The organism is Burkholderia sp. Bp9004 (assembly GCF_003858025.1).
Classification (GTDB): Bacteria; Pseudomonadota; Gammaproteobacteria; order Burkholderiales; family Burkholderiaceae; genus Burkholderia; species Burkholderia diffusa.
On record NZ_QTQD01000014.1, the window covers coordinates 53,171 to 75,000 of the forward strand.

Sequence of the window (21,830 nt, forward strand, 5' to 3'; positions counted from 1 at the left end):
CGCGAGGTCTCCTAAACGCCGGCATTATCGCATGGAAGTCGGACGCGTCCGAATTCAGTCCGAAAACTACAGGATCAGTCCGCATCCGCGATCCCGTGGTAATAAGCGGTAATCGACTCGGATTGAACTCCGGATTTAACAATGTTCGTGTCGCGGCAAACGGCATGCGTCGCGCCGATTGAAACGTGCTCGATACTGGCGTCCAAGCAGGCGCGGTGGTTGTCTCGGCGTCACAGGTCGGTTATAACCGTGCGACGAATATCGGCCGCACGCCATTCTTTAAACCCGCCTTGGAGCCCTGATGCTGAACCTGGAATCCGCCCAGCAATTCCTGATGACCCGCGGCCTCGACTTTGGCCTGAATCTCCTCGCGGCGATCGTGTTGTGGTTCGTCGGTCGCTGGGCGATCCGCATCGCCACGCGCCTGCTCGGCAAGGTCGTGCGCCGTAGCGGCAAGGTCGACCCGACGCTCACCGACTACCTGACCTCCGTGGTCGGCGTGCTGCTGACGATCCTGCTGATCCTCGCGATCCTGCAGATCTTCGGCGTGCAGACCACGTCGTTCGCCGCGCTGCTCGCCGGCCTCGGCCTCGCGATCGGCACCGCCTGGGGCGGCCTGCTCGCCCACTTCGCCGCCGGCGTGTTCATGCAGGTGCTGCGTCCGTTCAAGATCGGCGACGTGATCAGCGCGGGCGGCGTCACCGGCACGGTGAAGGAACTCGGTCTGTTCGGCACGACGATCGTCACCGCCGACAACATCGTGACGATCGTCGGCAACAACAAGATCTTCTCGGACAACATCGCGAACTACAGCGCGACGCCGCATCGCCGCGTCGACCTGACCGCCAAGATTGCGAACAGCGTGGACGCGGTCGATGCAATCAACCGCCTGAAGTCACGGATCCAGCAGATCCCGAACGTGCTGCCCGATCCGGCGCCGGACGTCGGCGTGCTGCAGTTCACGCCGGAAGGCCCGCTGCTGTTCGTGCGTCCGTCGACGCAGCCGGAGAACTACTGGCAGGTGTACTGCGATACCAACCGCGTGATTCTCGAGACGTTCCGCGACGCGCAATACCCGACGCCCGAAACACCGATCTTGCATCGCACGACCTGACGTAACGGTGTCGCCCGTCGGTCCGCGGAATTCTGACTGAAGCAGCCGGCGTCGAGCAGCCGGGTCGGCCGATACCGCAAATCGGCAATCGGTCGGACCGCACGGACGAAAAAAAAGCGTGGCAGCCGCCACGCTTTTTTATTGCGCCGAAGGGAACACGTGCGGCTCAGTGACCGCCGGTGTTCGGCGTACTGCCCGATCGCCGCCCGCGCACCAGCTTCCACAGCGCGCCCAGCGCAACCGGCACGATCGCCGCACCGATCCCCGCCAGCACGATCACGTTCAGATACTGGCGGATGAACGGAATATTGCCGAAGAAGTAGCCGAGCAGCACCAGCAGCAGCACCCAGACCAGCGCGCCGATCACGTTGAACAGCTGGAAGCGCGTGACGCTCATCGACGACGCGCCGGCGACGAACGGCGCGAACGTGCGCACGACCGGGATGAAGCGCGCGAGCACGATCGTCTTGCCGCCGTGCTTGTCGTAGAACGTGTGGGTCTTCTGCAGCGCCGCGCGATCGAGGAAGCGCTCGAGCACCGGAATATGCGTATTGAACACCTTCGGCCCGATCCAGCGGCCGATCAGGTAGTTCACGGTATTGCCGGCAATCGCCGCGACCAGCAGCAGCACGATCAGCGCACCAACGTTCATGTCGCCCGTCGCCGCGAACGCGCCGCCGATGAACAGCAGCGAGTCGCCCGGCAGGAACGGCAGCACGACGAGCCCGGTCTCGCAGAACACGATCAGGAACAGCACCAGATACACCCACGCACCGTACTGCCGGATGAAGTCGCCGAGGAACGCGTCGATATGCAGGACCAGGTTGACGAAATGAAGCAGCGTATCCAAATGCGATTCCTCGAAGGCGAAAGGGCCGGAACGGCCGAAAAAGCGGAAGTGCCCGCCGGACAAGGCGGCGCGCGGAACGGAACCATCATACCGAAACTACCTTAAGGCTCCGTGAAAAAACGTAACCGGCACCACCCCGGCACGCCACCGCCGCCTCGCTATAATTCGGCCATGTCCGAAATCACCGAAACGGCCGCGGGCGCCGCGCCCGCCCCTGCTCCGCGCCCGCTGCGCGCGATCCAGCCCCTGCCCGACCAGTTGATCAGCCAGATCGCTGCCGGCGAGGTCGTCGAACGCCCGGCGTCGGTCGTCAAGGAATTGCTCGAGAACGCGATGGACGCCGGTGCGACGACGCTGCGCATCGTGCTCGAGGAAGGCGGCGTCAAGCGCATCTCGATCACCGACGACGGCTGCGGAATCCCGCCCGCCGAACTGCCGCTCGCGCTGATGCGTCACGCGACGAGCAAGATCCGCTCGCTCGAGGAGCTGGAGGCGGTCGCGACGCTGGGTTTTCGCGGCGAAGCCCTCGCGTCGATCGCGTCGGTCGCCGAGATGTCGATCACGAGCCGCACGGCCGACGTCGCACATGCGACGAAGATCGACGCGACCACGGGCGCGCTGTCGCCGGCCGCTGGCGCGGTCGGCACGACGATCGAGGTGCGCGAGCTGTACTTCAACACGCCCGCGCGCCGCAAGTTCCTGAAAAGCGAGCAGACCGAATTCGGCCACTGCCTCGAAATGATCCGCCGCGCGGCACTCGCGCGGCCGGACGTCGCGATCTCGGTGCTGCACAATGGCAAGGCCGTCGAGCACTGGAACGCGACCGAGCCCGCGCAGCGTGTCGCGAAGATTCTCGGCGACGGCTTCGCCACCGCGCACCTGCCGCTCGACGAGCAGGCCGGGCCGCTCGCCGTCTACGGCTGCGCGGGCCTGCCGACCGCGAGCCGCGGCCGCGCCGACCAGCAATACTTCTTCGTCAACGGCCGCTTCGTGCGCGACAAGCTGCTCACGCATGCGGTGCGCGCGGCGTACGAGGACGTCCTCCACGGCGACCGCTACCCGTCGTACGTGCTGTTCCTCGACCTGCCGCCGGAAGCGGTCGATGTGAACGTGCACCCATCGAAGATCGAGGTGCGGTTCCGCGATTCGCGTTCGATCCACCAGTACGTGTTCCACGCGGTGCAGCGCGCACTCGCGCGCCACGCGGGCGCGTCGCCGGAAACCACCGCAGGTGGCCATGCCGCGCAACTCTCTCCGGCGCCGAGCGGCCCCGCGTCGTTCCTGAATACGCCACTCGGCCAGGGCGCGGCCACCGGCACGGGCGGCAGCGGCTTCTCGTCGCCGTCATCGTCGTCGGGCAACACGTGGATGCGCCAGGCACGCATGACGCAGGGCACACTGCCGGTCGCGCAACCGCTCGCGCTCTACGACGCGCTGTTCGGCCGCAAGGACACGGGTGCGGGCACACCGGACGGCACGACGATCATCGCGCGCGATTCGGCGGATGCGGTCGATGCGCCAGTCGCGCCGCTGCCGGGCTTCGCCGCGTCACCTCTTGCCGCCACCGTACACGGCGAGCAGCCGCTCGGCTTCGCACTCGGCCAGATTCATGGGATCTACGTGCTCGCGCAGAATGCGCACGGCCTCGTGATCGTCGACATGCACGCGGCGCACGAACGGATTCTCTACGAACAGTTCAAGAACGCGCTCGCCGACCGCACGGTCGCGGTGCAGTCGCTGCTGCTGCCGATATCGATGACGGCGACGCCGGTCGAGATCGGCACGGTCGAGGAAGAACGCGACACGCTCGAATCGCTCGGCTTCGACCTCGCGGTGCTGTCGCCGACGACGCTCGCGGTCCGCGCGGTGCCCGCGCTGCTGAAGGACGCTGATTTGCAGTCGCTCGCGCGCGCGGTGCTCGCCGACCTGCATGCGTTCGGCGGTTCACGCGTGCTCACCGAGCGCCAGCACGAGCTGCTCGGCACGCTCGCGTGTCACCATGCGGTGCGCGCGAACCGGCGCCTGACGCTCGACGAGATGAACGCGCTGCTGCGCCAGATGGAGGCGACCGAACGCGCGGACCAGTGCAATCACGGCCGGCCGACGTGGTATCAGCTCACGCTGAACGATCTCGACCGTCTCTTCATGCGCGGCCAATGAGCGCTTCACCGCAGTCTCGCCCAACGACGATCGCCTGCCTGCTCGGCCCCACTGCTTCGGGCAAGACGGCCGCGGCGCTGGCGCTCGCCGCGCGCCGTCCGATCGAGATCGTCAGCGTCGATTCGGCGCTCGTCTACCGCGACATGGATATCGGCACCGCGAAACCGACGCGCGACGAGCGCGCGAGCGTGCCGCACCACCTGATCGACATCATCGACCCGGCCGACGCCTATTCGGCGGCCGAATTCCGCGCGGACGCACTGCGCGTGATCGGCGAGATCGTCGCGCGCGGCCGCACGCCGCTGCTCGCGGGCGGCACGATGCTGTACTACAAGGCGCTGACGCAGGGCCTCAACGACCTGCCGACGGCCGATCCGGCCGTGCGCGCGGAGCTCGATGCCGACGCCGCGCGCGACGGCTGGCCGGCACTCCATGCGCGGCTCGCGCAGGTCGACCCCGCGACGGCCGCGCGGCTCGCCCCGAACGATTCGCAGCGGATCCAGCGCGCGCTCGAAGTGTTCCTGCTGAGCGGGCAGCCGATGTCGGCGCTGCTTGCCGCGCCGCGGCGAGCGGACGATGCGGCCGCCGCGTACCGCTTCGTGCCGGTGGCGCTCGAGCCGTCGGACCGCGCGGTGCTGCACGCGCGCATCGCGCAACGCTTCGACGCGATGCTCGACGCGGGCTTCATCGACGAAGTCGAACGGCTGCGCCGCCGCGAGGATCTGCACCTCGGCCTGCCGTCGATGCGCTGCGTCGGCTACCGGCAGGCATGGGAGTTCCTCGACGGCGACACCGACTACCGGACCATGCGCGACAAAGGCATCTTCGCGACGCGCCAGCTGTGCAAACGGCAGATCACATGGCTGCGCGCGATGCCCGAGCGGATCGTCGTCGACTGCGTCGCGCCGGATTCGACCGACCGGGCGGTTGACGCGCTCGAACGCGTGCTGGACGGCCGTATCGAGGATCACTAACGGGGCCGGATCGGCGCGCGTCGCCCGCTGCACACGCGTGATGCCCCTGCCCCGCTCAATGCGCGAGCATGACGAGATTCGCGTCCCGCGCGAGCTGCCATCGGCCATCCGACTTGCGGAAGATCGTCAGCGTATGGCCGGAGCGGCGCACGGCGTCACCACCCGGCGGCGTCACATCGATCTCGATGAAATTACGCATGTACGCCCAGTCGCCCATCACGCGAAGTTCGTCGATCCGGTAACGGCCATCGACTTTCGGCCCATTGCCAGCCGCCGCATTTGCGTCGCGCGATGCGGCCGCGAACGCCGCCTTGTCGAACGGCGGCTTGCCGGCCACCATGAAAATCGCGTCGTCGGCGATCAGGTCGAGCACAGTGGCCAGATCACCGCGCCGGCTCGACACGAACCAGGTTTCCACCAGATCGCGAATCGCGCGTTCGTCTTCGGTCATCGTCGTTGCTCCTTCGGCGGCCCGCCGATACGCCGGGCCACGCCAGAAAAAAAGCCGCCCGGATCGACTCCGGGCGGCTTTCCTTGCTGCATCTTGCGTGCGGTGCGTCAGACCACGACCGTCTGCGCCTCGCCTTCGCGGCTCGCACGCACGGTGCCGATCTTCCACACCTGTTCGCCGGCGGCCGTCAGGTCGGCGATGGCCGCGTCGGCATCGGCCGCCGCGACGATCACGGCCATCCCGATCCCGCAGTTGAACACGCGGTGCATTTCGGCGTCGGCGACGCCGCCGTGCTCCTGCAGCCACTTGAACAGCGGCGGGAGCGGCCACGCGTTCTGGTCGAGCTCGGCCGTGAGGCCATCGCGCAGCACGCGCGGAATGTTCTCGACGAGGCCGCCACCCGTGATGTGGGCCATGCCCTTCACCGGCAGCTTCTGCATCAGCGCGAGCAGCGGCTTCACGTAGATGCGCGTGGGTGCCATCAGCGTGTCGGCCAGCGAGCGGCCGTGGAAATCGGCCGACAGGTCGGGGTTCGCGCGCTCGATGATCTTGCGCACGAGCGAGAAGCCGTTCGAGTGGATGCCGCTCGAAGCAAGGCCGAGCACCACGTCGCCTTCGGCGATCGTGCTGCCGTCGATGATCTTGCTCTTCTCGACCGCGCCGACCGCGAAACCGGCCAGGTCGTATTCGCCGTCCGGGTACATGCCCGGCATTTCGGCCGTCTCGCCGCCGATCAGCGCGCAGCCCGACAGTTCGCAGCCGTGCGCGATGCCCTTGACGACCGTTGCGGCCGTGTCGACGTCGAGCTTGCCGCACGCGAAGTAGTCGAGGAAGAACAGCGGCTCGGCACCCTGCACGAGGATGTCGTTCACGCTCATCGCCACCAGATCCTGGCCGACGGTGTCGTGTTTGTTCAGATGAAAGGCCAGCTTGAGCTTGGTGCCCACGCCGTCGGTGCCCGACACGAGCACGGGCTCCTTGTACTTCTTCGGCACTTCGAACAGCGCGCCGAACCCGCCGATGCCGCCGAGCACGCCGTCGCGCAGGGTTTTCTTCGCAAAAGGCTTGATCTTGTCGATGAGCGCGTCGCCTGCGTCGATGTCGACGCCTGCGTCGCGGTAGGACAGACCCTGAGCGTCGGGAGCGGATTTCGGAGGATTCATGGGGGAATGCGAGAAGGTCGGTAAAATGCGATTTTACCCGAAGCCGGCCCGTTGGCCGGAATTCCCAGCACCGAATCGTCAGGGATTGCATCTTGCTCGACACGTCCCCGTTTTCATCGCTACGCGAGCCGCGCCGAAACCCGCGCGCCGCCGTGCGTGCGGCCGCGTGTGCAGGCACCGGAGCAGCCCCGCGCGCGTGCCCGGCGTACGGCGCGCGTTTCATCAACCGACCCGCATTGTGACTGTTGTGTCCCGTCAACTGACGCTCGATCTCGGCACGCCGCCGCCCGCCACGTTCGACAACTTCATCATGAATGAGGAGAACGACGAGCTCATCTCGCGGCTCCAGAAGCTCGACCTCGCGCTCGCGGCGGGGCCCGTGCCGGACCGGTCGTTCTATATCTGGGGCGAGCCCGGCAGCGGCCGCACCCATCTGCTGCAGGCGCTCGTGAGCGACGCGTCGTACGGCAACGCGCGCTACCTGACGCCGCAAAGCCCGCTCGGCGCGTTCACGTTCGACGCGCGCATCGGCATCTACGCGATCGACGACTGCGACCGGATGAGCGACACGCAGCAGGTCGCGCTGTTCAACCTGTTCAACGAGGTCCGCGCGCACCCGTCGAGCGCGTTCGTCGCGGCGGGCCCGGCGGCGCCGCTCGCGCTCGACGTGCGCGAGGATCTGCGCACGCGCCTCGGCTGGGGGCTCGTGTTTCACCTGTCGCCGCCGTCCGATGCCGGCAAGATCGCCGTGCTGAAGCTCGCGGCGAAAGAGCGCGGGATCGCGCTCACCGACGACATCGCCGCCTACCTGCTGACCCATTTCCGCCGCGACATGCCGAGCCTGATGGCGCTGCTCGACGCGCTCGACCGCTTCTCGCTCGAGCAGAAGCGCGCCGTCACGCTGCCGCTGCTGCGCCGGATGCTGGCCCGCCCCGGCGACGACATCGCACCGCCGGGCACAGGCCCGAACCGCTTCGAGTAAAATGCGCATCCATGACTAATCTGGCACTCTTTGACCTCGATCACACGCTGATCCCGACCGATAGCGACCACGAATGGGGCCGCTTCATGGTGAAGCTCGGCATCGTCGACGCGGAAAGCTTCTCGCGTCAGAACGATCAGTTCTTCGCCGACTACAAGGCCGGCAAGCTCGACATCCATGCGTACCTGTGCGCGATGCTCACGCCGCTCGCGAAGTATTCGCGCGCGCAGCTCGCCGAATGGCACGAGCAGTACATGCACGAGGTGATCCGCCCCGCGATGACGCCCGCCGCGCTCGAACTCGTGCGCAAGCACCTCGATGCCGGCGACCTGTGCTGCGTCGTGACGGCCACCAACGAATTCATCACGCGTCCGATCGCGACCGCGTTCGGCGTCGACACGCTGATCGCGTGCGAGGTCGAAACGACCGACGGGCATCCCGATTCGCCGTACACGGGCCGGCCGACCGGCACGCCGAGCTATCGCGAAGGCAAGATCGTGCGCACCGAAGCATGGCTCGCGTCGCTCGGCAAGCGCTGGAACGACTTCGAGCACAGCTACTTCTACAGCGACTCGCACAACGACATCCCGTTGCTCGAGAAAGTCACCGACCCGATCGCGACCAACCCCGACGACACGTTGCGTGCGCATGCAAGCGCGCGCGGCTGGCGCATCCTCGATCTCTTCTGAACGTCGTGATCAAAAAATTCATTCGCAAGCTGCTCGGCCAGGACGGCGCCGAACAAACGTCACCCGCCGAGGCGCCCGCCGCCGACACGGCCCCTGCCCAGCGCCCCGCGAAGGGTAGCCGCGGTGGCGGCGCCAAGAAGCCGCGCAGCAATCACGAACCGACCGTCGTGCCGGCCAGCGTGCACCAGATCGATCCGTCACTGATCTCGCGCAATGCCGTCCGCGTGACCGACACGCTGCAGCAGGCGGGCTTTCGCGCATTCATCGTCGGCGGCGCGGTGCGCGACCTGCTGCTCGGCATCGCGCCGAAGGACTTCGACGTCGCGACCGACGCGACGCCGACCGAAGTCCAGCGACTGTTCCGCCGCGCGCGCCTGATCGGCCGCCGCTTCCAGATCGTCCACGTGCAGTTCGGCCAGGAACTGATCGAGGTGTCGACGTTCCGCGCACTGGTCGATGCGCCGCCCGAGGCTGCCGCGTCGGCCGAGCCGCCGAAGCGCCTGAAGCGCGACGAACTCGATCGCCGCACGCACGCGGTCGACGCCAGCGGCCGCGTGCTGCGCGACAACGTGTGGGGCGAACAGCACGAAGACGCCGCGCGCCGCGACTTCACGATCAACGCGATGTACTACGATCCGTCGACGCAGACGGTGCTCGACTACCACGACGGGATGGCCGACATGCGCGCCCGCCTGCTGCGGATGATCGGCGACCCGGCCACGCGCTTCCGCGAGGATCCGGTGCGGATGCTGCGCGTCGTGCGTTTCGCGGCGAAACTCGGCTTCGAGATCGAGCCGCATACGCGCGAGCCGATCAAGGCGCTCGCCGACCTGATCAACAACGTGCCGGCCGCGCGCCTGTTCGACGAAATGCTGAAGCTGCTGCTGTCGGGCCACGCGCTCGCGTGCCTGCAGCGGCTGCGCAAGGAAGGCCTGCACCACGGGCTGCTGCCGCTCCTCGACGTGGTGCTCGAACAACCGCAGGGCGAGAAGTTCATCACGCTCGCGCTGAACAACACCGACGCGCGCGTGCGCGCCGGCAAGACGGTATCGCCGGGCTTCCTGTTCGCGACGCTGCTGTGGCACGACATGCGCCAGCGCTTCGAGCAATACACGGCGGAAGGCGAATTCCCGGTGCCGGCGCTCCATCGCGCGATGGACGACGTCATCGACATGCAGACCGAGAAACTCGCGATCCACAAGCGCTATTCGGCCGACATGCGCGAGATCTGGGGCCTGCAGTTGCGCCTCGAAAAACGCTCGGGCCGCAGCGCGATGCGGCTGCTGGAACACCAAAGGTTTAGAGCGGGGTATGATTTCCTCCTGTTACGCTGCGAATCCGGCGAGCTCGATGCGGAAGTCGGACAGTGGTGGACGGATTTCATCGAAGGCGACGCGGCCGCGCGCGAGGCACTCCTCACGCAGGGCGGCTCGAAGGAAAAATCGCCCCGCAAGCGGCGCCGCCGCGGCGGTGCGCGAAACCGCAAGCCGGGCGAAGGCGCCGCCGAGCAGGCGCCGGACACCGCGGGCGGTTCCGACGACTGACGCGCGCGCCGGCGAACGACGTAGGAAGTGATGCCATGACGGTTGCATATATCGGACTGGGGGCGAATCTCGGCGATGCGCGCCAGACCCTGAAGGACGCGGTGGTGTGCCTCGCGCAGCAGCGCACCATCTCGATCCTCGGCAAATCGAGCCTGTATCGCACGGCGCCCTTCGAAGCGGGCGGCGACGATTACTACAACTGCGTCGTCAAGCTCGACACGACGCTGTCGGCCCGTGAGCTGCTCGCGCTCTGCCAGAAGATCGAACATCACTTCGGGCGCGAGCGCCCGTATCGCAACGCGCCGCGCACGCTCGACCTCGATATCCTGCTGTTCGGCTCCGATTCGATCGACGAACCCGACCTGATCGTCCCGCATCCGCGCCTCACCGATCGCGCATTCGCGCTCGTGCCGCTCGTCGAGATCGAGCCGGCGCTCGACATCCCCGCGCGCGGCCGCGCCGATGCGTACCTCGCCTCTGTCGCGGATCAGCGCGTCGAGAAGGTGCAGACCTGTCAATGCCTGATGCAGAAGGCCCTTGCCGCCGGCGCTGACGCCGACAAGAACCGCTGCCGATGAACATCACTCCGCTGACCGTCACCGCACCCGACCTGCGCGCCCCGCATCGCTATCTGGTGATCGAAGGGCCGATCGGCGTCGGCAAGACGACGCTCGCGCGCCTCTTCGCCGAGCGCTGGTCGATGCAGACGCTGCTCGAGCGCCCGCAGGACAACCCGTTCCTCGAACGCTTCTATCGCGACACCGCGCGCTACGCGCTGCCCGCGCAGTTGTCGTTCGCGCTGCAGCGCGCGCAGCAGGCGCGCGAACTGATCGGCGCGCTCGATACGGGCCGGCCCGTCGTCGCCGATTTCATGCCGCAGAAGAACGACATCTTCGCGCGGCTGAACCTGCCGGAAGACGAATGGCAGTTGTACCGGTCGATCGCGACGCACCTCGACGTCCCGCAAGCCCCCGCGCCCGATCTCGTCGTCTATCTGCAGGCGAGCCCCGAGGTGCTGTTCTCGCGCATCCAGAAGCGCGGGCTGCCAATGGAGCTGCAGATCAGCGACGCGTACCTGCGCTCGCTCGTCGATGCGTACAACGAATTCTTCTATCACTACGACCGAACGCCGGTACTCACGGTCGCAGCCGAACACCTGAACCCGCAAGACTCCCCCGAAGACCTCGCGCTTCTGATCGAGCGCATCGACACGATGCGCGGCCGCAAGGAATTCTTCGTCAAGGGCGAAACGACGCGCTGACGCGTCCTCGCCTGTCGTTCCTCCTCCTTCGAACCGGATTTCCCCATGACCTATCTCCAGGAATCGAGCCGGCCTGCCGTCACTGTGCCCAAGCTGCAGGCAATGCGCGAGGCCGGCGAGAAGATCGCGATGCTCACCTGCTACGACGCGAGCTTTTCCGCGCTGCTCGATCGCGCCGGCACCGACGTGCTGCTGATCGGCGACTCGCTCGGCAACGTGCTGCAGGGCCACACCACCACGCTCCCCGTGTCGATCGACGACATCGCGTACCACACCGCATGCGTCGCGCGTGCGCAGCCGCGCGCGCTCGTCGTCGCCGATCTGCCGTTCGGCACGTACGGCACACCGGCCGAGGCGTTCGCGAACGCGGTCACGCTGATGCGCGCCGGCGCGCAGATGGTCAAGCTCGAAGGCGGTGAATGGCTCGCCGACACGGTCCGCTTCCTCGTTGAACGCTCGGTGCCGGTGTGCGCGCACCTCGGCCTCACGCCGCAGTCGGTGCATGCGTTCGGCGGCTTCAAGGTGCAAGGCCGCACGGAAGCTGGCGCCGCGCAGCTGCTGCGCGATGCGCGCGCGATCGAGGACGCGGGCGCGCAGCTCGTGGTGCTCGAAGCGGTGCCGACGCTCGTCGCGTCCGAAGTCACGCACATGCTGAAAATCCCGACGATCGGCATCGGCGCGGGCCTCGAATGCTCGGGCCAGGTGCTGGTGCTGCACGACATGCTCGGGATTTTCCCCGGCAAGCGCCCGCGTTTCGTGAAGGATTTCATGCAGGGCCAGCCGAACATCCAGGCGGCCGTAGAGGCGTACGTGAGCGCGGTGAAGGACGGCTCGTTCCCGGGCCCGGAACACTCGTTCTGACGCGCGGCCGGCGCCCGTTCGATACGAAAAAAAGCGCGGCACCCTTTGCAGGGCGCCGCGCTTTTTTCTTGGATGCGGTGTTGCCGAAGGTCAGCGGTATCGGTTCGTCGGGCACGCGGCCCAGTCGTTCATCGCGTCATTTCAATACCGCATCGAGCGCGCCGCGCAGTGCATTGGTCAGCAGCAGCGCCTCGGCGCGCGCCAGATCGTCGAGCGTGACGATGCGCTCCTGGGCGCCGAATGTGCGATCGTCGAGCAGCACGCCGCGCATCACGCCCGGCAGCACACCGCTCGACAGCGGCGGGGTCACCCACTGGCCGTCGAGCTTCACGAACAGGTTCGAGCGCCCGCCTTCCGTCACCTCGCCGCGCTCGTTGACAAACAGCATGTCGAAGCCACCAAGCGCCTCCGCCGCCTGCCATGCGCGATCGTATTCGGCACGGCGCGTCGTCTTGTGCAGCAGCAGCGCGTCGTCCGTGCGGGTCGGTGCGAACCCGTGCGCGGACGCGAGCATCACGCCGACCGGCCCAGCGGGAAGCGGTTTCATCGTCGCGGCCATGATGTCGATCGTGCCGTCCTTCGCGAGCGCAAGCTTCATCCGGTACGGACCATCGCCGTCGAGCGCCGCGCAGCGCGCGTCGATCTCGCGGCGCAACGCATCGGCGTCGAGGCGGAAGCCGAATGCATCCGCGCTGCGCCGCAGCCGCGCGAGATGGCGCTCGAGATGCCGGATGCCGTCCGCACGCGTCGCGGCGGTGGTTTCGAACAACTGGAAGCCGGGATCGGCGTCGGTCAGGAATCGCGCTTTCAATTCGCACTCCGCATATTCGTCGGTGGCGACGCTGTCGAGCACGATGCCCGCGCCGACCCCCATCGTGCCGCGTCGCCGGCCGCCAGCGGCCGCTGCCGCGTCACGCGTGTCGATCGTTGCGGCAGCATCGACATCGACCGCCTCGAGCGTCAGCGTCCGGATTGCGACCGACAGGCAGAAATCGCCGCAGCCGGTCGCATCGCCGGGCGACGCATCGCCTGCCGCTGCCCCTTCCTGCGGCGCGTCGAGCCAGCCGATCGCGCCCGTATAGAGCCCGCGCGGCGTCGACTCGATCGCGTCGATCAGTTCCATCGTCTTGTGCTTCGGCGCACCGGTGATCGATCCGCATGGAAACAGCGCACGCAGCATCTGCGCGAACGTGGTGCCGTCGCGCCAGCCGGCCTCGACCGTCGACGTCATCTGCCATACCGACGCGTACGGCTCGACCGAGAACAGCGCCGGCACCCTGACCGTGCCCGTGCGCGCGATCCGCGACACGTCATTGCGCAGCAGGTCGACGATCATCACGTTTTCCGCGCGGTTCTTCGGATCGTTCGCGAGGAACGCGGCGGCCGCCGCGTCGTCGCGCGGATCGGCCGAGCGCGGCGCGGTGCCTTTCATCGGCCGCGCGCGCAGCATGTCGCCGTGCTTCTCGACGAACAGCTCCGGCGAGCACGACACGACCCACGCACTGTCGGGCAGCGCGATCAGCGCGCCGTAACGCACGGGCTGACGCGCGCGCAGCCGCCGGTACAGCGCGAGCGGCGTGCCGAACATGTCGAAATTCAGCCGATACGTGTAGTTGATCTGGTACGAATCGCCCGCGCGCAGCGCGTCGTGCACTGCGGCGATCGCCGCGTCGAACGCGTCGCGCGACACGCTCTTCGCGACATGCGCGACGCCCGCGATCGACGGCGGGCCGCCGCCGTCCCGCTGCGCGAGCCACGCATCGACTTCGTCGCGCGACAGGCGCTCGCAGCGCGCATAGAGCAAAAAGCGCAGCGGGGCATGGCCCGGCTGCGCTCTTTCAAGATTGCGTCCGAATTCGTAATCGCCGACGACGACCGCATGCAGCCCGTCGCGCAGATCCTGCGCCACCGCCGCATCGAGCTCGTCGAGCCGTGCCGGATCCGTACACACGCGCTCCCGCACGAAACCGGAATACAAACGACTCGACCGCGTGGACGCGGTCGAGTCGCAATCGTCCAAGAGCGCGAACGACGCGCTCTCGTTGCCTTCAGTCATGCCGTCACTCGAAGAAGCTCTTCACCCGGTCGAACCAGCTCTTGCTCTGCGGACTGTGACGCGCACCGCCCTCGGCCAGCGACTTCTCGAACTGCTTGAGCAGATCACGCTGCTGGTCGGTCAGCTTCACGGGCGTCTCGACCTGCACGTGTACGTACAGATCGCCCGCGATGCTCGAACGCAGACCCTTGATCCCCTTGCCGCGCAGGCGGAACGTCTTGCCCGACTGCGTGCCTTCCGGCACCGGGAACGACGCACGGCCGGCCAGCGTCGGCACCTCGATCTCGCCGCCGAGTGCGGCGGTCGTGAACGGGATCGGCATCTGGCAGTGGAGATCGTCGCCGTCGCGCTCGAACACCGAGTGCGGCTTGATGTGGATCTCGACGTACAGGTCGCCCGGCGGCCCGCCGTTGATGCCAGGCTCGCCGTTGCCGGCCGAGCGGATCCGCATGCCGTCGTCGATGCCGGCCGGGATCTTCACTTCGAGCGTCTTGGTTTCCTTCACCTTGCCCGATCCGTGGCAGTGCGCGCACGGTTCGGGGATGTAGGTGCCGGTGCCGTGACACTTCGGGCAGGTCTGCTGGATGCTGAAGAAGCCCTGCGACATGCGCACCGTGCCCTGGCCGTGGCAAGTCGGGCAGGTTTCCGGCTTCGTGCCAGGCTTCGCGCCCGACCCGTGACAGACTTCGCATGAGACCCAGCTCGGCACGCGGATCTGCGTGTCGTAGCCGTGCGCGGCCTGCTCAAGCGTGATTTCCATGCTGTAGCGCAGGTCGGCACCGCGATACACCTGCGGACCGCCGCGGCCGCCACGCGCGGCGCCGCCCGCGGCCTGACCGAAGATGTCGCCGAAGATGTCGCCGAACGCATCCGCGAAGCCGCCGAAACCCTGTCCGCCCGCACCGCCCATGTTCGGATCGACGCCCGCGTGGCCGTACTGATCGTACGCCGCGCGCTTCTGGTCGTCCGACAGCATCTCATAGGCTTCCTTCACTTCCTTGAAATGCTCTTCCGCATCCTTGCTGTCCGGATTGCGGTCAGGGTGATACTTCATCGCAAGCTTGCGATACGCCTTCTTGATTTCGTCGTCGCTCGCATTCTTCGCGACGCCCAGAACCTCGTAGTAATCCCGTTTCGCCATATCGATTCGCTGTGCCGTCGCGCGTCACGCACGCGGCGGCTCCTTTCGCCCGCAGTAAAGTCTCTCGACTCGTCTGGCGCTGCGCCGTCCGCGGACGGCTCGCGCAGCACCCGCCAAAAAACAAATGTGCCCGGAGGGCCGCGAAGCCCGCCAGGCGTGGAGTCGATCCGGCCATCCGGAAGGAAAGACAGACCGCTGTTCAGCCGCGCCGCGCGCGTGTCGCGCGCGGCGTGCGGTGCCATGGCAACCCGGCTCAGTCCTTCTTCACTTCCTTGAACTCGGCGTCGACGACGTCGTCCGCAGCCTGCTGCGCGCCGCCCGCGTGGGCCGCGCCTTCCGCTGCACCCGCCGCGCCGGCCGCACCGGCCTGCTGCGCCTGCATGTCGGCGTACATCTTTTCGCCGAGCTTCTGCGAAGCCTGACCGAGTTCCTCGACCTTCGCGTCGATCGCCGCCTTGTCGGCCGACGTATCCTTCAGCACGTCCTCGAGCGACTTCAGCGCCGCTTCGATCTTTTCCTTCTCGCCCGCTTCCAGCTTGTCGCCGTACTCGGTGAGCGCCTTCTTCGTGCTGTGGACCAGCGCGTCGCCCTGGTTGCGCGAATCGGCCAGCTCGCGCAGCTTGTGGTCTTCCGCTGCGTTCGCTTCCGCGTCCTTGATCATCTGGTCGATTTCAGCTTCGGACAGGCCCGAGTTCGCCTTGATCGTGATCTTGTTTTCCTTGCCGGTCGCCTTGTCCTTCGCGCCGACGTGCAGGATGCCGTTCGCGTCGATGTCGAAGGTCACTTCGATCTGCGGCACGCCGCGCGGCGACGGCGGGATGCCTTCGAGGTTGAACTCGCCGAGCAGCTTGTTGCCTGCCGCCATCTCGCGTTCGCCCTGGAACACCTTGATCGTCACGGCCGACTGGTTGTCGTCCGCCGTCGAGTACACCTGTGCGTGCTTCGTCGGGATCGTCGTGTTCTTGTTGATCATCTTCGTCATCACGCCGCCGAGCGTCTCGATGCCGAGCGACAGCGGGGTCACGTCGAGCAGCAGCACGTCCTTGCGGTCGCCCGACAGGACCTGGCCCTGGATCGCCGCGCCGACTGCGACGGCTTCGTCCGGGTTCACGTCACGGCGCGGGTCCTTGCCGAAGAACTCCTTCACCTTCTCCTGCACCTTCGGCATGCGGGTCTGGCCGCCGACCAGGATCACGTCGTCGATGTCCGACACCTTGACGCCCGCGTCCTTGATCGCGATGCGGCACGGTTCGATCGTGCGCTCGACCAGATCCTCGACCAGCGCTTCCAGCTTCGCGCGGGTAATCTTCAGGTTCAAGTGCTTCGGACCCGATGCGTCGGCCGTGATGTACGGCAGGTTGATTTCGGTCTGCTGGCTCGACGACAGCTCGATCTTCGCCTTTTCAGCGGCTTCCTTCAGGCGCTGCAGCGCGAGCACGTCCTTCGACAGGTCGACACCCTGCTCCTTCTTGAACTCGCCGATGATGTAATCGATGATGCGCTGGTCGAAGTCCTCGCCGCCGAGGAACGTGTCGCCGTTGGTCGACAGCACTTCGAACTGCATTTCGCCGTCGACGTCCGCGATCTCGATGATCGATACGTCGAACGTGCCGCCGCCGAGGTCATACACGGCGATCTTGCGGTCGCCCTTCTCGGCCTTGTCGAGGCCGAACGCGAGCGCAGCCGCGGTCGGCTCGTTGATGATCCGCTTGACTTCGAGGCCCGCGATGCGGCCGGCGTCCTTGGTTGCCTGACGCTGGCTGTCGTTGAAGTACGCCGGCACCGTGATCACGGCTTCCGTGACCGGCTCGCCGAGGTAGTCTTCGGCCGTCTTCTTCATCTTGCGCAGCACTTCCGCCGAAACCTGCGGCGGCGCCAGCTTCTCGCCGTGCGCTTCGACCCATGCGTCGCCGTTGTCGGCCTTGATGATCGTATACGGCATCAGGCCGATGTCCTTCTGGACTTCCTTCTCTTCGAAGCGGCGGCCGATCAGGCGCTTCACCGCGAACAGCGTGTTCTTCGGGTTGGTCACGGACTGACGCTTGGCCGGTGCGCCGACGAGCACTTCGTTATCGTCCATGTAGGCGATGATCGACGGCGTCGTGCGTGTGCCTTCCGAGTTCTCGATGACCTTGACCTGGTTGCCTTCCATGATGGCGACGCACGAGTTCGTGGTGCCGAGGTCGATACCGATGATCTTTCCCATTTTTGCTAATCTCCAGAAATGCCTGTTTGCTGCGCGAAACCCCGCGTTTTTGGGCGGTTTCGCGCGCCAGAATTCAACTCTGTTCCCGAAATGCGTCCGGCCGATCCGTTTTCAAGACCCGCCAAGCGATGCGGGTATTAAATTTTTTCAATCGATGCCGGTAGCCGGATCGTGCGGACCGTCGTCGCGGTCCGACGGCGCGCCTGCCGCCGCGGCAACCTTCGCGCGCGCCGCCGACACCGCCGCCTGGAACTGCGCGAGGCCATGCCAGCCGGTCGCGCGGCCGAGCCGCTTGCCGCGATGGAAAAAGAACCATGTCGGCACACCGTGCAGGCCGAAGCGGCGCCCCAGCTCATGATGTTCATACACGTTGCAATGGAACCACTTCAGGTCCAGCGCGCGCATCGCGTCCGTCTGGGCGAGCATCGCCTTCTTCGCGATCTCGCAGTTGAAGCAGTCGACGCCCCAGAAGAACACCACGGCGAGTGCATCGCCGGCGCCGGCGATCGCGGCGTCGAACGTGTCGGCCGCCAGCGCCTGCATGTCGAATGCTTCGAACGCGGCCGGATCGACGCCGGCGGGAACCATCGCGGCAGCCTTACTTCGGCTGGGCGACCGTGACGAGCGCCGGGCGCAGTACGCGGTCCGCGATCGTGTAACCCTTTTGGAGGACGGTCACGACGGTATTCGGTTCTTGATCGGCCGGCACCATCGAAATCGCCTGGTGCTGGTGCGGATCGAACTTCTCGCCGACCGGGTTGATCGCCACGACGCGGCCCTTCTCGAGCGCGCTCGTCAGTTGGCGCAGCGTCAGCTCGACGCCTTCGCGCACCTTCGTGATGTCGCCGGACGTATCGCTGACGGCAGCCTCGAGGCTGTCCAGCACGGGCAGCAGGTGCTCCGCGAAGCCCTCGATCGCAAACTTGTGCGCCTTCGAGACGTCTTCCTGCGCACGGCGGCGGACGTTCTCGGTCTCGGCCTTCGCCCGGAGGAAGCTCTCCTGCAGCTCGGCGACCTTGGCTTGAGCCTCCGCGAGCGCAGCGTCGGCTGCTTCGGCGGCGGGAGCAGCGCCTTGCGCCGCCTGCTTCTCGCTGCCGATGTCTTCGGCCGATTGGGTAGCCGGGTTCTCTTGCGTGTTTTCCATGTCGCTGAAAGTCGATTAGAGGTTGAAGCCAAATCGGCAACCGCCGGACCGTATGCCGGCGACACCGCACATTGTTGGTGCAAATAAGGGCGAAAACTGCGGTTTCAAGAGGGTTATTCGCCGGTATTCGCCAACACTGCGAAACAACCGCGCCGCACCCCGCCCGATTGCGCGCATTTGTCGCCAGATCGGACGAAACGGTCGGTAACAACGCTTACCAGGCAAGTACTAGCTCGGCACAGGGGGCTGCACTACACTCCACTCAAGCGTCGAGAAAGCGCGTTTACCCTAGCTTACCGCCGCCTGACATCCACCTGGCGCTGCATTCACCGTCCCATCGAGGCGAGTACCGTGAAACTGACCTTTGCCATATCGGTGGTCGCGCTGGTACTGATCGCCGGCACCACCACCATCTGTCTGTCCGGAGCCGTGACCGACCGCACGACCGAATACGGAAGCGCGCGGGCGACTTTCGACCAGATGTTCAGCTCCCACCAGAAAATCTGTCGATGATGCGCCGGTCGCGCTTGGTCGGCCGGCCGTGCAGATTCGCCGCCGGCTCACGATACGTGCGGCGCCGCTCCAGTTCAGCGAGCCGCGCGACGCGCCCCGCTTCCGTTTCCTCGTAAAGCGTCTGCGCGATGCTCGCGGGTCCGCGCACGTCGCAAATGCCCAGCACGGCAATGTGCCAGACGACACCGTCGATCGCAATCTCGACCTCGTCGCCGACGCGCACGTCCTTCGCCGGCTTGACGGCCGCGCCGCCGATCTTCACGTGGCCCTTGTCGACCGCGTCGGACGCGAGCGAGCGCGTCTTGAAGAATCGCGCGGCCCACAGCCATTTGTCGATGCGCAGCTTCGCGCCGGGTTCCGTCGAAATCCTGTAGTTCATCGCGTTCAATTCACCGTTTCGGGCTGTGCGGCCTTCACCGGCCAGCCCTGCAAATTCTCGGCGACAATCTCGCCCACCGCGCCGATCCACGCGGACGCGCCGTTCAGACACGGAATCCGGTGGAAGGCCTGGCCGCCGCCCGCGATGAACTCGTCGCGCACCTCCATCCCGATCTCCTCGATCGTCTCCAGACAATCGGCCGTAAACCCGGGACAGAACACGTCGACCCGCCGCACGCCGGCCTCGCCGAGTTCGCGCAGCGTCGGCGCGGTGTACGGCTGCAGCCACTCGGCCTTGCCGAAGCGGGACTGGAACGTCACGCGGCACTCGAGCGTCGACAGCCCGAGCGCGGCCATCAGCAGCGCGCCCGTCTGCTGGCACTGGTCATGATAAGGGTCGCCCAGGTCGAGCGTGCGTTTCGGCACCCCGTGAAAACTCAGCACGAGCTTGTCGCCGGCCGCGAAGTCTGGCCGGCCGTGCTGCGCCCAGTACTGACGCACCTGCTCGGCAAGCGCGTGGATGTAGGCCGGATGGTCGGCATATTGCCGCACCGTGCGCACTTCCGGCTGGTTGCGCATCCGCGCGAGCGCGGCGAACGCGGCATCGAATGCGGTCGCGGTGGTGGACGCCGAGTATTGCGGATACATCGGCATCAGCAGCACACGCTCGACGCCCGCGCGCTTGAACTGCGCGAGTGCCTGCGCAATGCCTGGGCTGCCGTAGCGCATCGCGTAGTCGACCGTCACCTGGTAGCCGTTCGATGCGAGCAGATGGCGCACGCCTTCGGTCTGGCGCTCGGTGTACACGCGCAGCGGCGAGCCCTCGGGCATCCACACTGCCGCATATTTCTTCGCGGACGCGCGACCGCGCAGCGGCAGGATCAGCGTGCGCAGCAGTATCTGCCAGACGACCTGCGGGATTTCGACGACGCGGGGATCCGACAGGAATTCGGCCAGATAGCGCCGCACCGCGCGCGGTGTCGGAGCGTCGGGCGTGCCGAGATTGATCAGCAGCACGCCGATGCGATGGGCGGCCGCAACGCTCGAAGGCGGCTCAAGATCGAAACGCATGGGCAGGAACGTGCTCGAGGCACGCAGTCGGACGGCCCTCAATTATAGCGGGCCGGCTCGCTGGGGTTGGCTGGCCGTTCGGCCGACTGGCAGCGCACGCGGCGTCGCGGCACGATGGCGGAACGGGATCGGTTCAGATTACTGCTGGCTCAGCGTGAGCGACAGCAGCCGCGCGGTGATGTCGACGATCGGGATCACGCGGTTGTACGCCATGCGGGTCGGGCCGATCACGCCGAGCGTGCCGACGATCTGGCCGTTCACCTCGTAGGGCGCGGTCACGACGCTCATTTCCTCGATCGGCACCAGCGTCGATTCGCCGCCGATGAAGATCTGCACGCCCTGGGCGTGGCTCGACACGTCGAGCAATTGCAGGAGGCCCGTCTTTTGGTCGAACACGTCGAACAGCTTGCGCAGCCGCGCCATGTCGGAGGAAAGATCCGCCACTTCGAGCAGGTTGCGCTCGCCGGAAATCAGCACGGTGTCCTCGGTGTCGGGCACCTCGGTGCTGGCCGTCACGGCCGCATGCATCAGCGTGGTCATGTCGCCGCGCAACTGGTCGATCTCGTCGCGCAGGCGGCGGCGCACCTCGTCGAACGACAGGCCGGCGAAATGCGCGTTGATGTAATTGGACGCCTCGGTCAGTTGCGACGGCGAGTAGTCGCGCGGCGTCGCGAGCATACGGTTCTGCACGTCGCCCTCGGGCGTGACGATGATCAGCAGGATGCGCTTGTCCGACAGGCGCATGAACTCGATCTGCTTGAACACATGGCTGCGCCGCGGCGTCAGCACGACACCCGCGAACTGCGACAGGTTCGACAGCACGCTCGCGGCGGCCGCCACCACCCGCTGCTGCGGCTCACCGGCCTGCAGCGTGTTCTGCACCTGCCGCGCGACGGCCTCGGCGTCGATCGGCGCCTCGACCGTCAGCATCGTGTCGACGAACAGCCGGTAGCCGCGCGGCGTCGGCACGCGGCCGGCCGACGTGTGCGGGCTCGACACGAGGCCGAGCTCCTCCAGGTCGGACATCACGTTGCGGATCGTCGCCGGGCTCAGCTCGAGCCCGGAGTAACGGGACAACGTGCGCGATCCGACTGGCTGACCGTCGGCGATATACCGTTCGATCAGGGTTTTCAGGAGGGTTCGTGCGCGAGGATCTAGCATAGTGGAAAATTTTAGCGCAACCACGCGACCGCGGCGAGTGGCGTCGGCCATTGTTGCGCGGGCCGGCCCGATCCGGCCCCGCCGTCGCACAGCCGGTTCTTTTCGTCAACG

The 21,830-nt window shown here is 66.7% G+C and carries 21 protein-coding genes; 10 read left to right on the forward strand and 11 right to left on the reverse strand.

Features of this window, described 5'->3' with window-relative positions:
* Nucleotides 1-301: 301 nt before the first annotated feature.
* Nucleotides 302-1,114 carry a mechanosensitive ion channel family protein gene (locus tag DIE08_RS17110; protein ID WP_124902638.1) on the forward strand — a complete coding sequence of 271 codons (813 nt, stop codon included), beginning with the start codon at nucleotides 302-304 and terminating at the stop codon, nucleotides 1,112-1,114.
* Between the two features lie 166 nt (nucleotides 1,115-1,280).
* On the opposite strand, the gene DIE08_RS17115 is transcribed toward DIE08_RS17110, so the two are convergent.
* Complete coding sequence (locus DIE08_RS17115; RefSeq protein ID WP_059608350.1) at nucleotides 1,281-1,964, reverse strand: DedA family protein; 684 nt, start codon at nucleotides 1,962-1,964, stop codon at nucleotides 1,281-1,283.
* 171 nt (nucleotides 1,965-2,135) lie between these two features.
* Between DIE08_RS17115 and mutL the strand changes: the two genes are divergently transcribed.
* Together mutL and miaA are read left to right on the forward strand one after the other, a co-directional pair.
* Entirely contained in the window at nucleotides 2,136-4,124 is a 1,989-nt protein-coding gene (gene mutL / locus DIE08_RS17120; protein WP_124902640.1) for a DNA mismatch repair endonuclease MutL, read from the forward strand.
* Nucleotides 4,121-5,098, forward strand: a complete 978-nt coding sequence (gene miaA, locus DIE08_RS17125; protein WP_124902642.1) for a tRNA (adenosine(37)-N6)-dimethylallyltransferase MiaA — start codon at nucleotides 4,121-4,123, stop codon at nucleotides 5,096-5,098. Before mutL ends, miaA begins: the two co-directional genes overlap by 4 nt.
* Before the next feature lie 55 nt (nucleotides 5,099-5,153).
* Here the strand turns inward: miaA and DIE08_RS17130 are convergent, their stop codons facing one another.
* Nucleotides 5,154-5,549, reverse strand: coding sequence for an SgcJ/EcaC family oxidoreductase (locus DIE08_RS17130; protein ID WP_124624976.1), 396 nt, complete (start codon nucleotides 5,547-5,549; stop codon nucleotides 5,154-5,156).
* A gap of 107 nt (nucleotides 5,550-5,656) precedes the next feature.
* The gene (purM, locus tag DIE08_RS17135) at nucleotides 5,657-6,712 is read right to left on the reverse strand and encodes a phosphoribosylformylglycinamidine cyclo-ligase (RefSeq protein WP_059608307.1); all 1,056 of its coding nucleotides are present in this window, start codon (nucleotides 6,710-6,712) and stop codon (nucleotides 5,657-5,659) included.
* A gap of 247 nt (nucleotides 6,713-6,959) precedes the next feature.
* On the opposite strand from purM, the gene hda reads away from it, so the two are divergent.
* The 6 genes from hda to panB are packed head-to-tail and all read left to right on the forward strand — an operon-like array spanning nucleotide 6,960 to nucleotide 12,049.
* The gene (gene hda / locus DIE08_RS17140; protein WP_059608306.1) at nucleotides 6,960-7,694 is read left to right on the forward strand and encodes a DnaA regulatory inactivator Hda; all 735 of its coding nucleotides are present in this window, start codon (nucleotides 6,960-6,962) and stop codon (nucleotides 7,692-7,694) included.
* A gap of 11 nt (nucleotides 7,695-7,705) precedes the next feature.
* Entirely contained in the window at nucleotides 7,706-8,383 is a 678-nt protein-coding gene (locus tag DIE08_RS17145; protein ID WP_124902644.1) for an HAD family phosphatase, read from the forward strand.
* 5 nt (nucleotides 8,384-8,388) lie between these two features.
* The gene (gene pcnB, locus DIE08_RS17150) at nucleotides 8,389-9,927 is read left to right on the forward strand and encodes a polynucleotide adenylyltransferase PcnB (protein ID WP_124902646.1); all 1,539 of its coding nucleotides are present in this window, start codon (nucleotides 8,389-8,391) and stop codon (nucleotides 9,925-9,927) included.
* Between the two features lie 35 nt (nucleotides 9,928-9,962).
* A complete protein-coding gene (gene folK / locus DIE08_RS17155; protein WP_059465460.1) occupies nucleotides 9,963-10,505 on the forward strand; it encodes a 2-amino-4-hydroxy-6-hydroxymethyldihydropteridine diphosphokinase in 543 nt (180 codons plus the stop codon).
* On the forward strand, nucleotides 10,502-11,188 hold the full coding sequence (locus DIE08_RS17160; RefSeq protein WP_059465459.1) for a deoxynucleoside kinase: 687 nt from the start codon (nucleotides 10,502-10,504) through the stop codon (nucleotides 11,186-11,188). The genes folK and DIE08_RS17160 overlap by 4 nt, the downstream gene beginning before the upstream one ends.
* Nucleotides 11,189-11,233: 45 nt before the next feature.
* Complete coding sequence (gene panB, locus DIE08_RS17165) at nucleotides 11,234-12,049, forward strand: 3-methyl-2-oxobutanoate hydroxymethyltransferase (RefSeq protein ID WP_124902648.1); 816 nt, start codon at nucleotides 11,234-11,236, stop codon at nucleotides 12,047-12,049.
* 136 nt (nucleotides 12,050-12,185) lie between these two features.
* On the opposite strand, the gene DIE08_RS17170 is transcribed toward panB, so the two are convergent.
* From DIE08_RS17170 to grpE, 5 genes are all read right to left on the reverse strand, one after another.
* Nucleotides 12,186-14,105, reverse strand: coding sequence for a chorismate-binding protein (locus tag DIE08_RS17170; protein WP_124902650.1), 1,920 nt, complete (start codon nucleotides 14,103-14,105; stop codon nucleotides 12,186-12,188).
* Between the two features lie 4 nt (nucleotides 14,106-14,109).
* Complete coding sequence (gene dnaJ, locus DIE08_RS17175) at nucleotides 14,110-15,246, reverse strand: molecular chaperone DnaJ (RefSeq protein WP_098549687.1); 1,137 nt, start codon at nucleotides 15,244-15,246, stop codon at nucleotides 14,110-14,112.
* A 253-nt stretch (nucleotides 15,247-15,499) separates the two neighbouring features.
* Entirely contained in the window at nucleotides 15,500-17,452 is a 1,953-nt protein-coding gene (dnaK, locus tag DIE08_RS17180; RefSeq protein WP_059608300.1) for a molecular chaperone DnaK, read from the reverse strand.
* Between the two features lie 147 nt (nucleotides 17,453-17,599).
* Nucleotides 17,600-18,040: a thioredoxin family protein gene (locus DIE08_RS17185; RefSeq protein ID WP_059608299.1), complete on the reverse strand. Its 441-nt coding sequence runs from the start codon at nucleotides 18,038-18,040 to the stop codon at nucleotides 17,600-17,602.
* Nucleotides 18,041-18,050: 10 nt separating this feature from the next.
* Complete coding sequence (grpE, locus tag DIE08_RS17190; RefSeq protein ID WP_059465453.1) at nucleotides 18,051-18,596, reverse strand: nucleotide exchange factor GrpE; 546 nt, start codon at nucleotides 18,594-18,596, stop codon at nucleotides 18,051-18,053.
* Nucleotides 18,597-18,947: 351 nt separating this feature from the next.
* Here grpE and DIE08_RS35685 point away from each other — a divergent pair, with 351 nt between their 5' ends.
* Nucleotides 18,948-19,109 (forward strand): hypothetical protein, encoded by a 162-nt coding sequence (locus DIE08_RS35685; RefSeq protein WP_006476841.1) that lies wholly within the window; start codon nucleotides 18,948-18,950, stop codon nucleotides 19,107-19,109.
* Here DIE08_RS35685 and DIE08_RS17200 read toward each other — a convergent pair.
* The 3 genes from DIE08_RS17200 to hrcA all read right to left on the reverse strand — a co-directional run bounded on the left by DIE08_RS17200 (nucleotide 19,081) and on the right by hrcA (nucleotide 21,719).
* On the reverse strand, nucleotides 19,081-19,488 hold the full coding sequence (locus tag DIE08_RS17200) for an RNA-binding S4 domain-containing protein (RefSeq protein ID WP_059608298.1): 408 nt from the start codon (nucleotides 19,486-19,488) through the stop codon (nucleotides 19,081-19,083). The genes DIE08_RS35685 and DIE08_RS17200 overlap by 29 nt on opposite strands.
* Before the next feature lie 5 nt (nucleotides 19,489-19,493).
* Complete coding sequence (gene hemH, locus DIE08_RS17205) at nucleotides 19,494-20,558, reverse strand: ferrochelatase (protein ID WP_124902652.1); 1,065 nt, start codon at nucleotides 20,556-20,558, stop codon at nucleotides 19,494-19,496.
* Between the two features lie 138 nt (nucleotides 20,559-20,696).
* Nucleotides 20,697-21,719: a heat-inducible transcriptional repressor HrcA gene (gene hrcA / locus DIE08_RS17210; protein WP_011544637.1), complete on the reverse strand. Its 1,023-nt coding sequence runs from the start codon at nucleotides 21,717-21,719 to the stop codon at nucleotides 20,697-20,699.
* Between the last annotated feature and the right edge of the window lie 111 nt (nucleotides 21,720-21,830).

Excerpts from the sequence above, each read along its gene's own strand:
- purM (WP_059608307.1), bottom strand. The coding sequence starts at position 6,712 with ATGAATCCTCCGAAATCCGCTCCCGACGCTCAGGGTCTGTCCTACCGC.
- dnaJ (WP_098549687.1), bottom strand. The coding sequence starts at position 15,246 with ATGGCGAAACGGGATTACTACGAGGTTCTGGGCGTCGCGAAGAATGCG.
- miaA (WP_124902642.1), top strand. The coding sequence starts at position 4,121 with ATGAGCGCTTCACCGCAGTCTCGCCCAACGACGATCGCCTGCCTGCTC.
- DIE08_RS17160 (WP_059465459.1), top strand. The coding sequence starts at position 10,502 with ATGAACATCACTCCGCTGACCGTCACCGCACCCGACCTGCGCGCCCCG.
- folK (WP_059465460.1), top strand. The coding sequence starts at position 9,963 with ATGACGGTTGCATATATCGGACTGGGGGCGAATCTCGGCGATGCGCGC.
- grpE (WP_059465453.1), bottom strand. The coding sequence starts at position 18,596 with ATGGAAAACACGCAAGAGAACCCGGCTACCCAATCGGCCGAAGACATC.
- DIE08_RS17170 (WP_124902650.1), bottom strand. The coding sequence starts at position 14,105 with ATGACTGAAGGCAACGAGAGCGCGTCGTTCGCGCTCTTGGACGATTGC.
- DIE08_RS17110 (WP_124902638.1), top strand. The coding sequence starts at position 302 with ATGCTGAACCTGGAATCCGCCCAGCAATTCCTGATGACCCGCGGCCTC.
- hemH (WP_124902652.1), bottom strand. The coding sequence starts at position 20,558 with ATGCGTTTCGATCTTGAGCCGCCTTCGAGCGTTGCGGCCGCCCATCGC.
- panB (WP_124902648.1), top strand. The coding sequence starts at position 11,234 with ATGACCTATCTCCAGGAATCGAGCCGGCCTGCCGTCACTGTGCCCAAG.
- dnaK (WP_059608300.1), bottom strand. The coding sequence starts at position 17,452 with ATGGGAAAGATCATCGGTATCGACCTCGGCACCACGAACTCGTGCGTC.
- mutL (WP_124902640.1), top strand. The coding sequence starts at position 2,136 with ATGTCCGAAATCACCGAAACGGCCGCGGGCGCCGCGCCCGCCCCTGCT.
- DIE08_RS17130 (WP_124624976.1), bottom strand. The coding sequence starts at position 5,549 with ATGACCGAAGACGAACGCGCGATTCGCGATCTGGTGGAAACCTGGTTC.
- hrcA (WP_011544637.1), bottom strand. The coding sequence starts at position 21,719 with ATGCTAGATCCTCGCGCACGAACCCTCCTGAAAACCCTGATCGAACGG.
- DIE08_RS17145 (WP_124902644.1), top strand. The coding sequence starts at position 7,706 with ATGACTAATCTGGCACTCTTTGACCTCGATCACACGCTGATCCCGACC.
- DIE08_RS17200 (WP_059608298.1), bottom strand. The coding sequence starts at position 19,488 with ATGAACTACAGGATTTCGACGGAACCCGGCGCGAAGCTGCGCATCGAC.
- DIE08_RS17185 (WP_059608299.1), bottom strand. The coding sequence starts at position 18,040 with ATGGTTCCCGCCGGCGTCGATCCGGCCGCGTTCGAAGCATTCGACATG.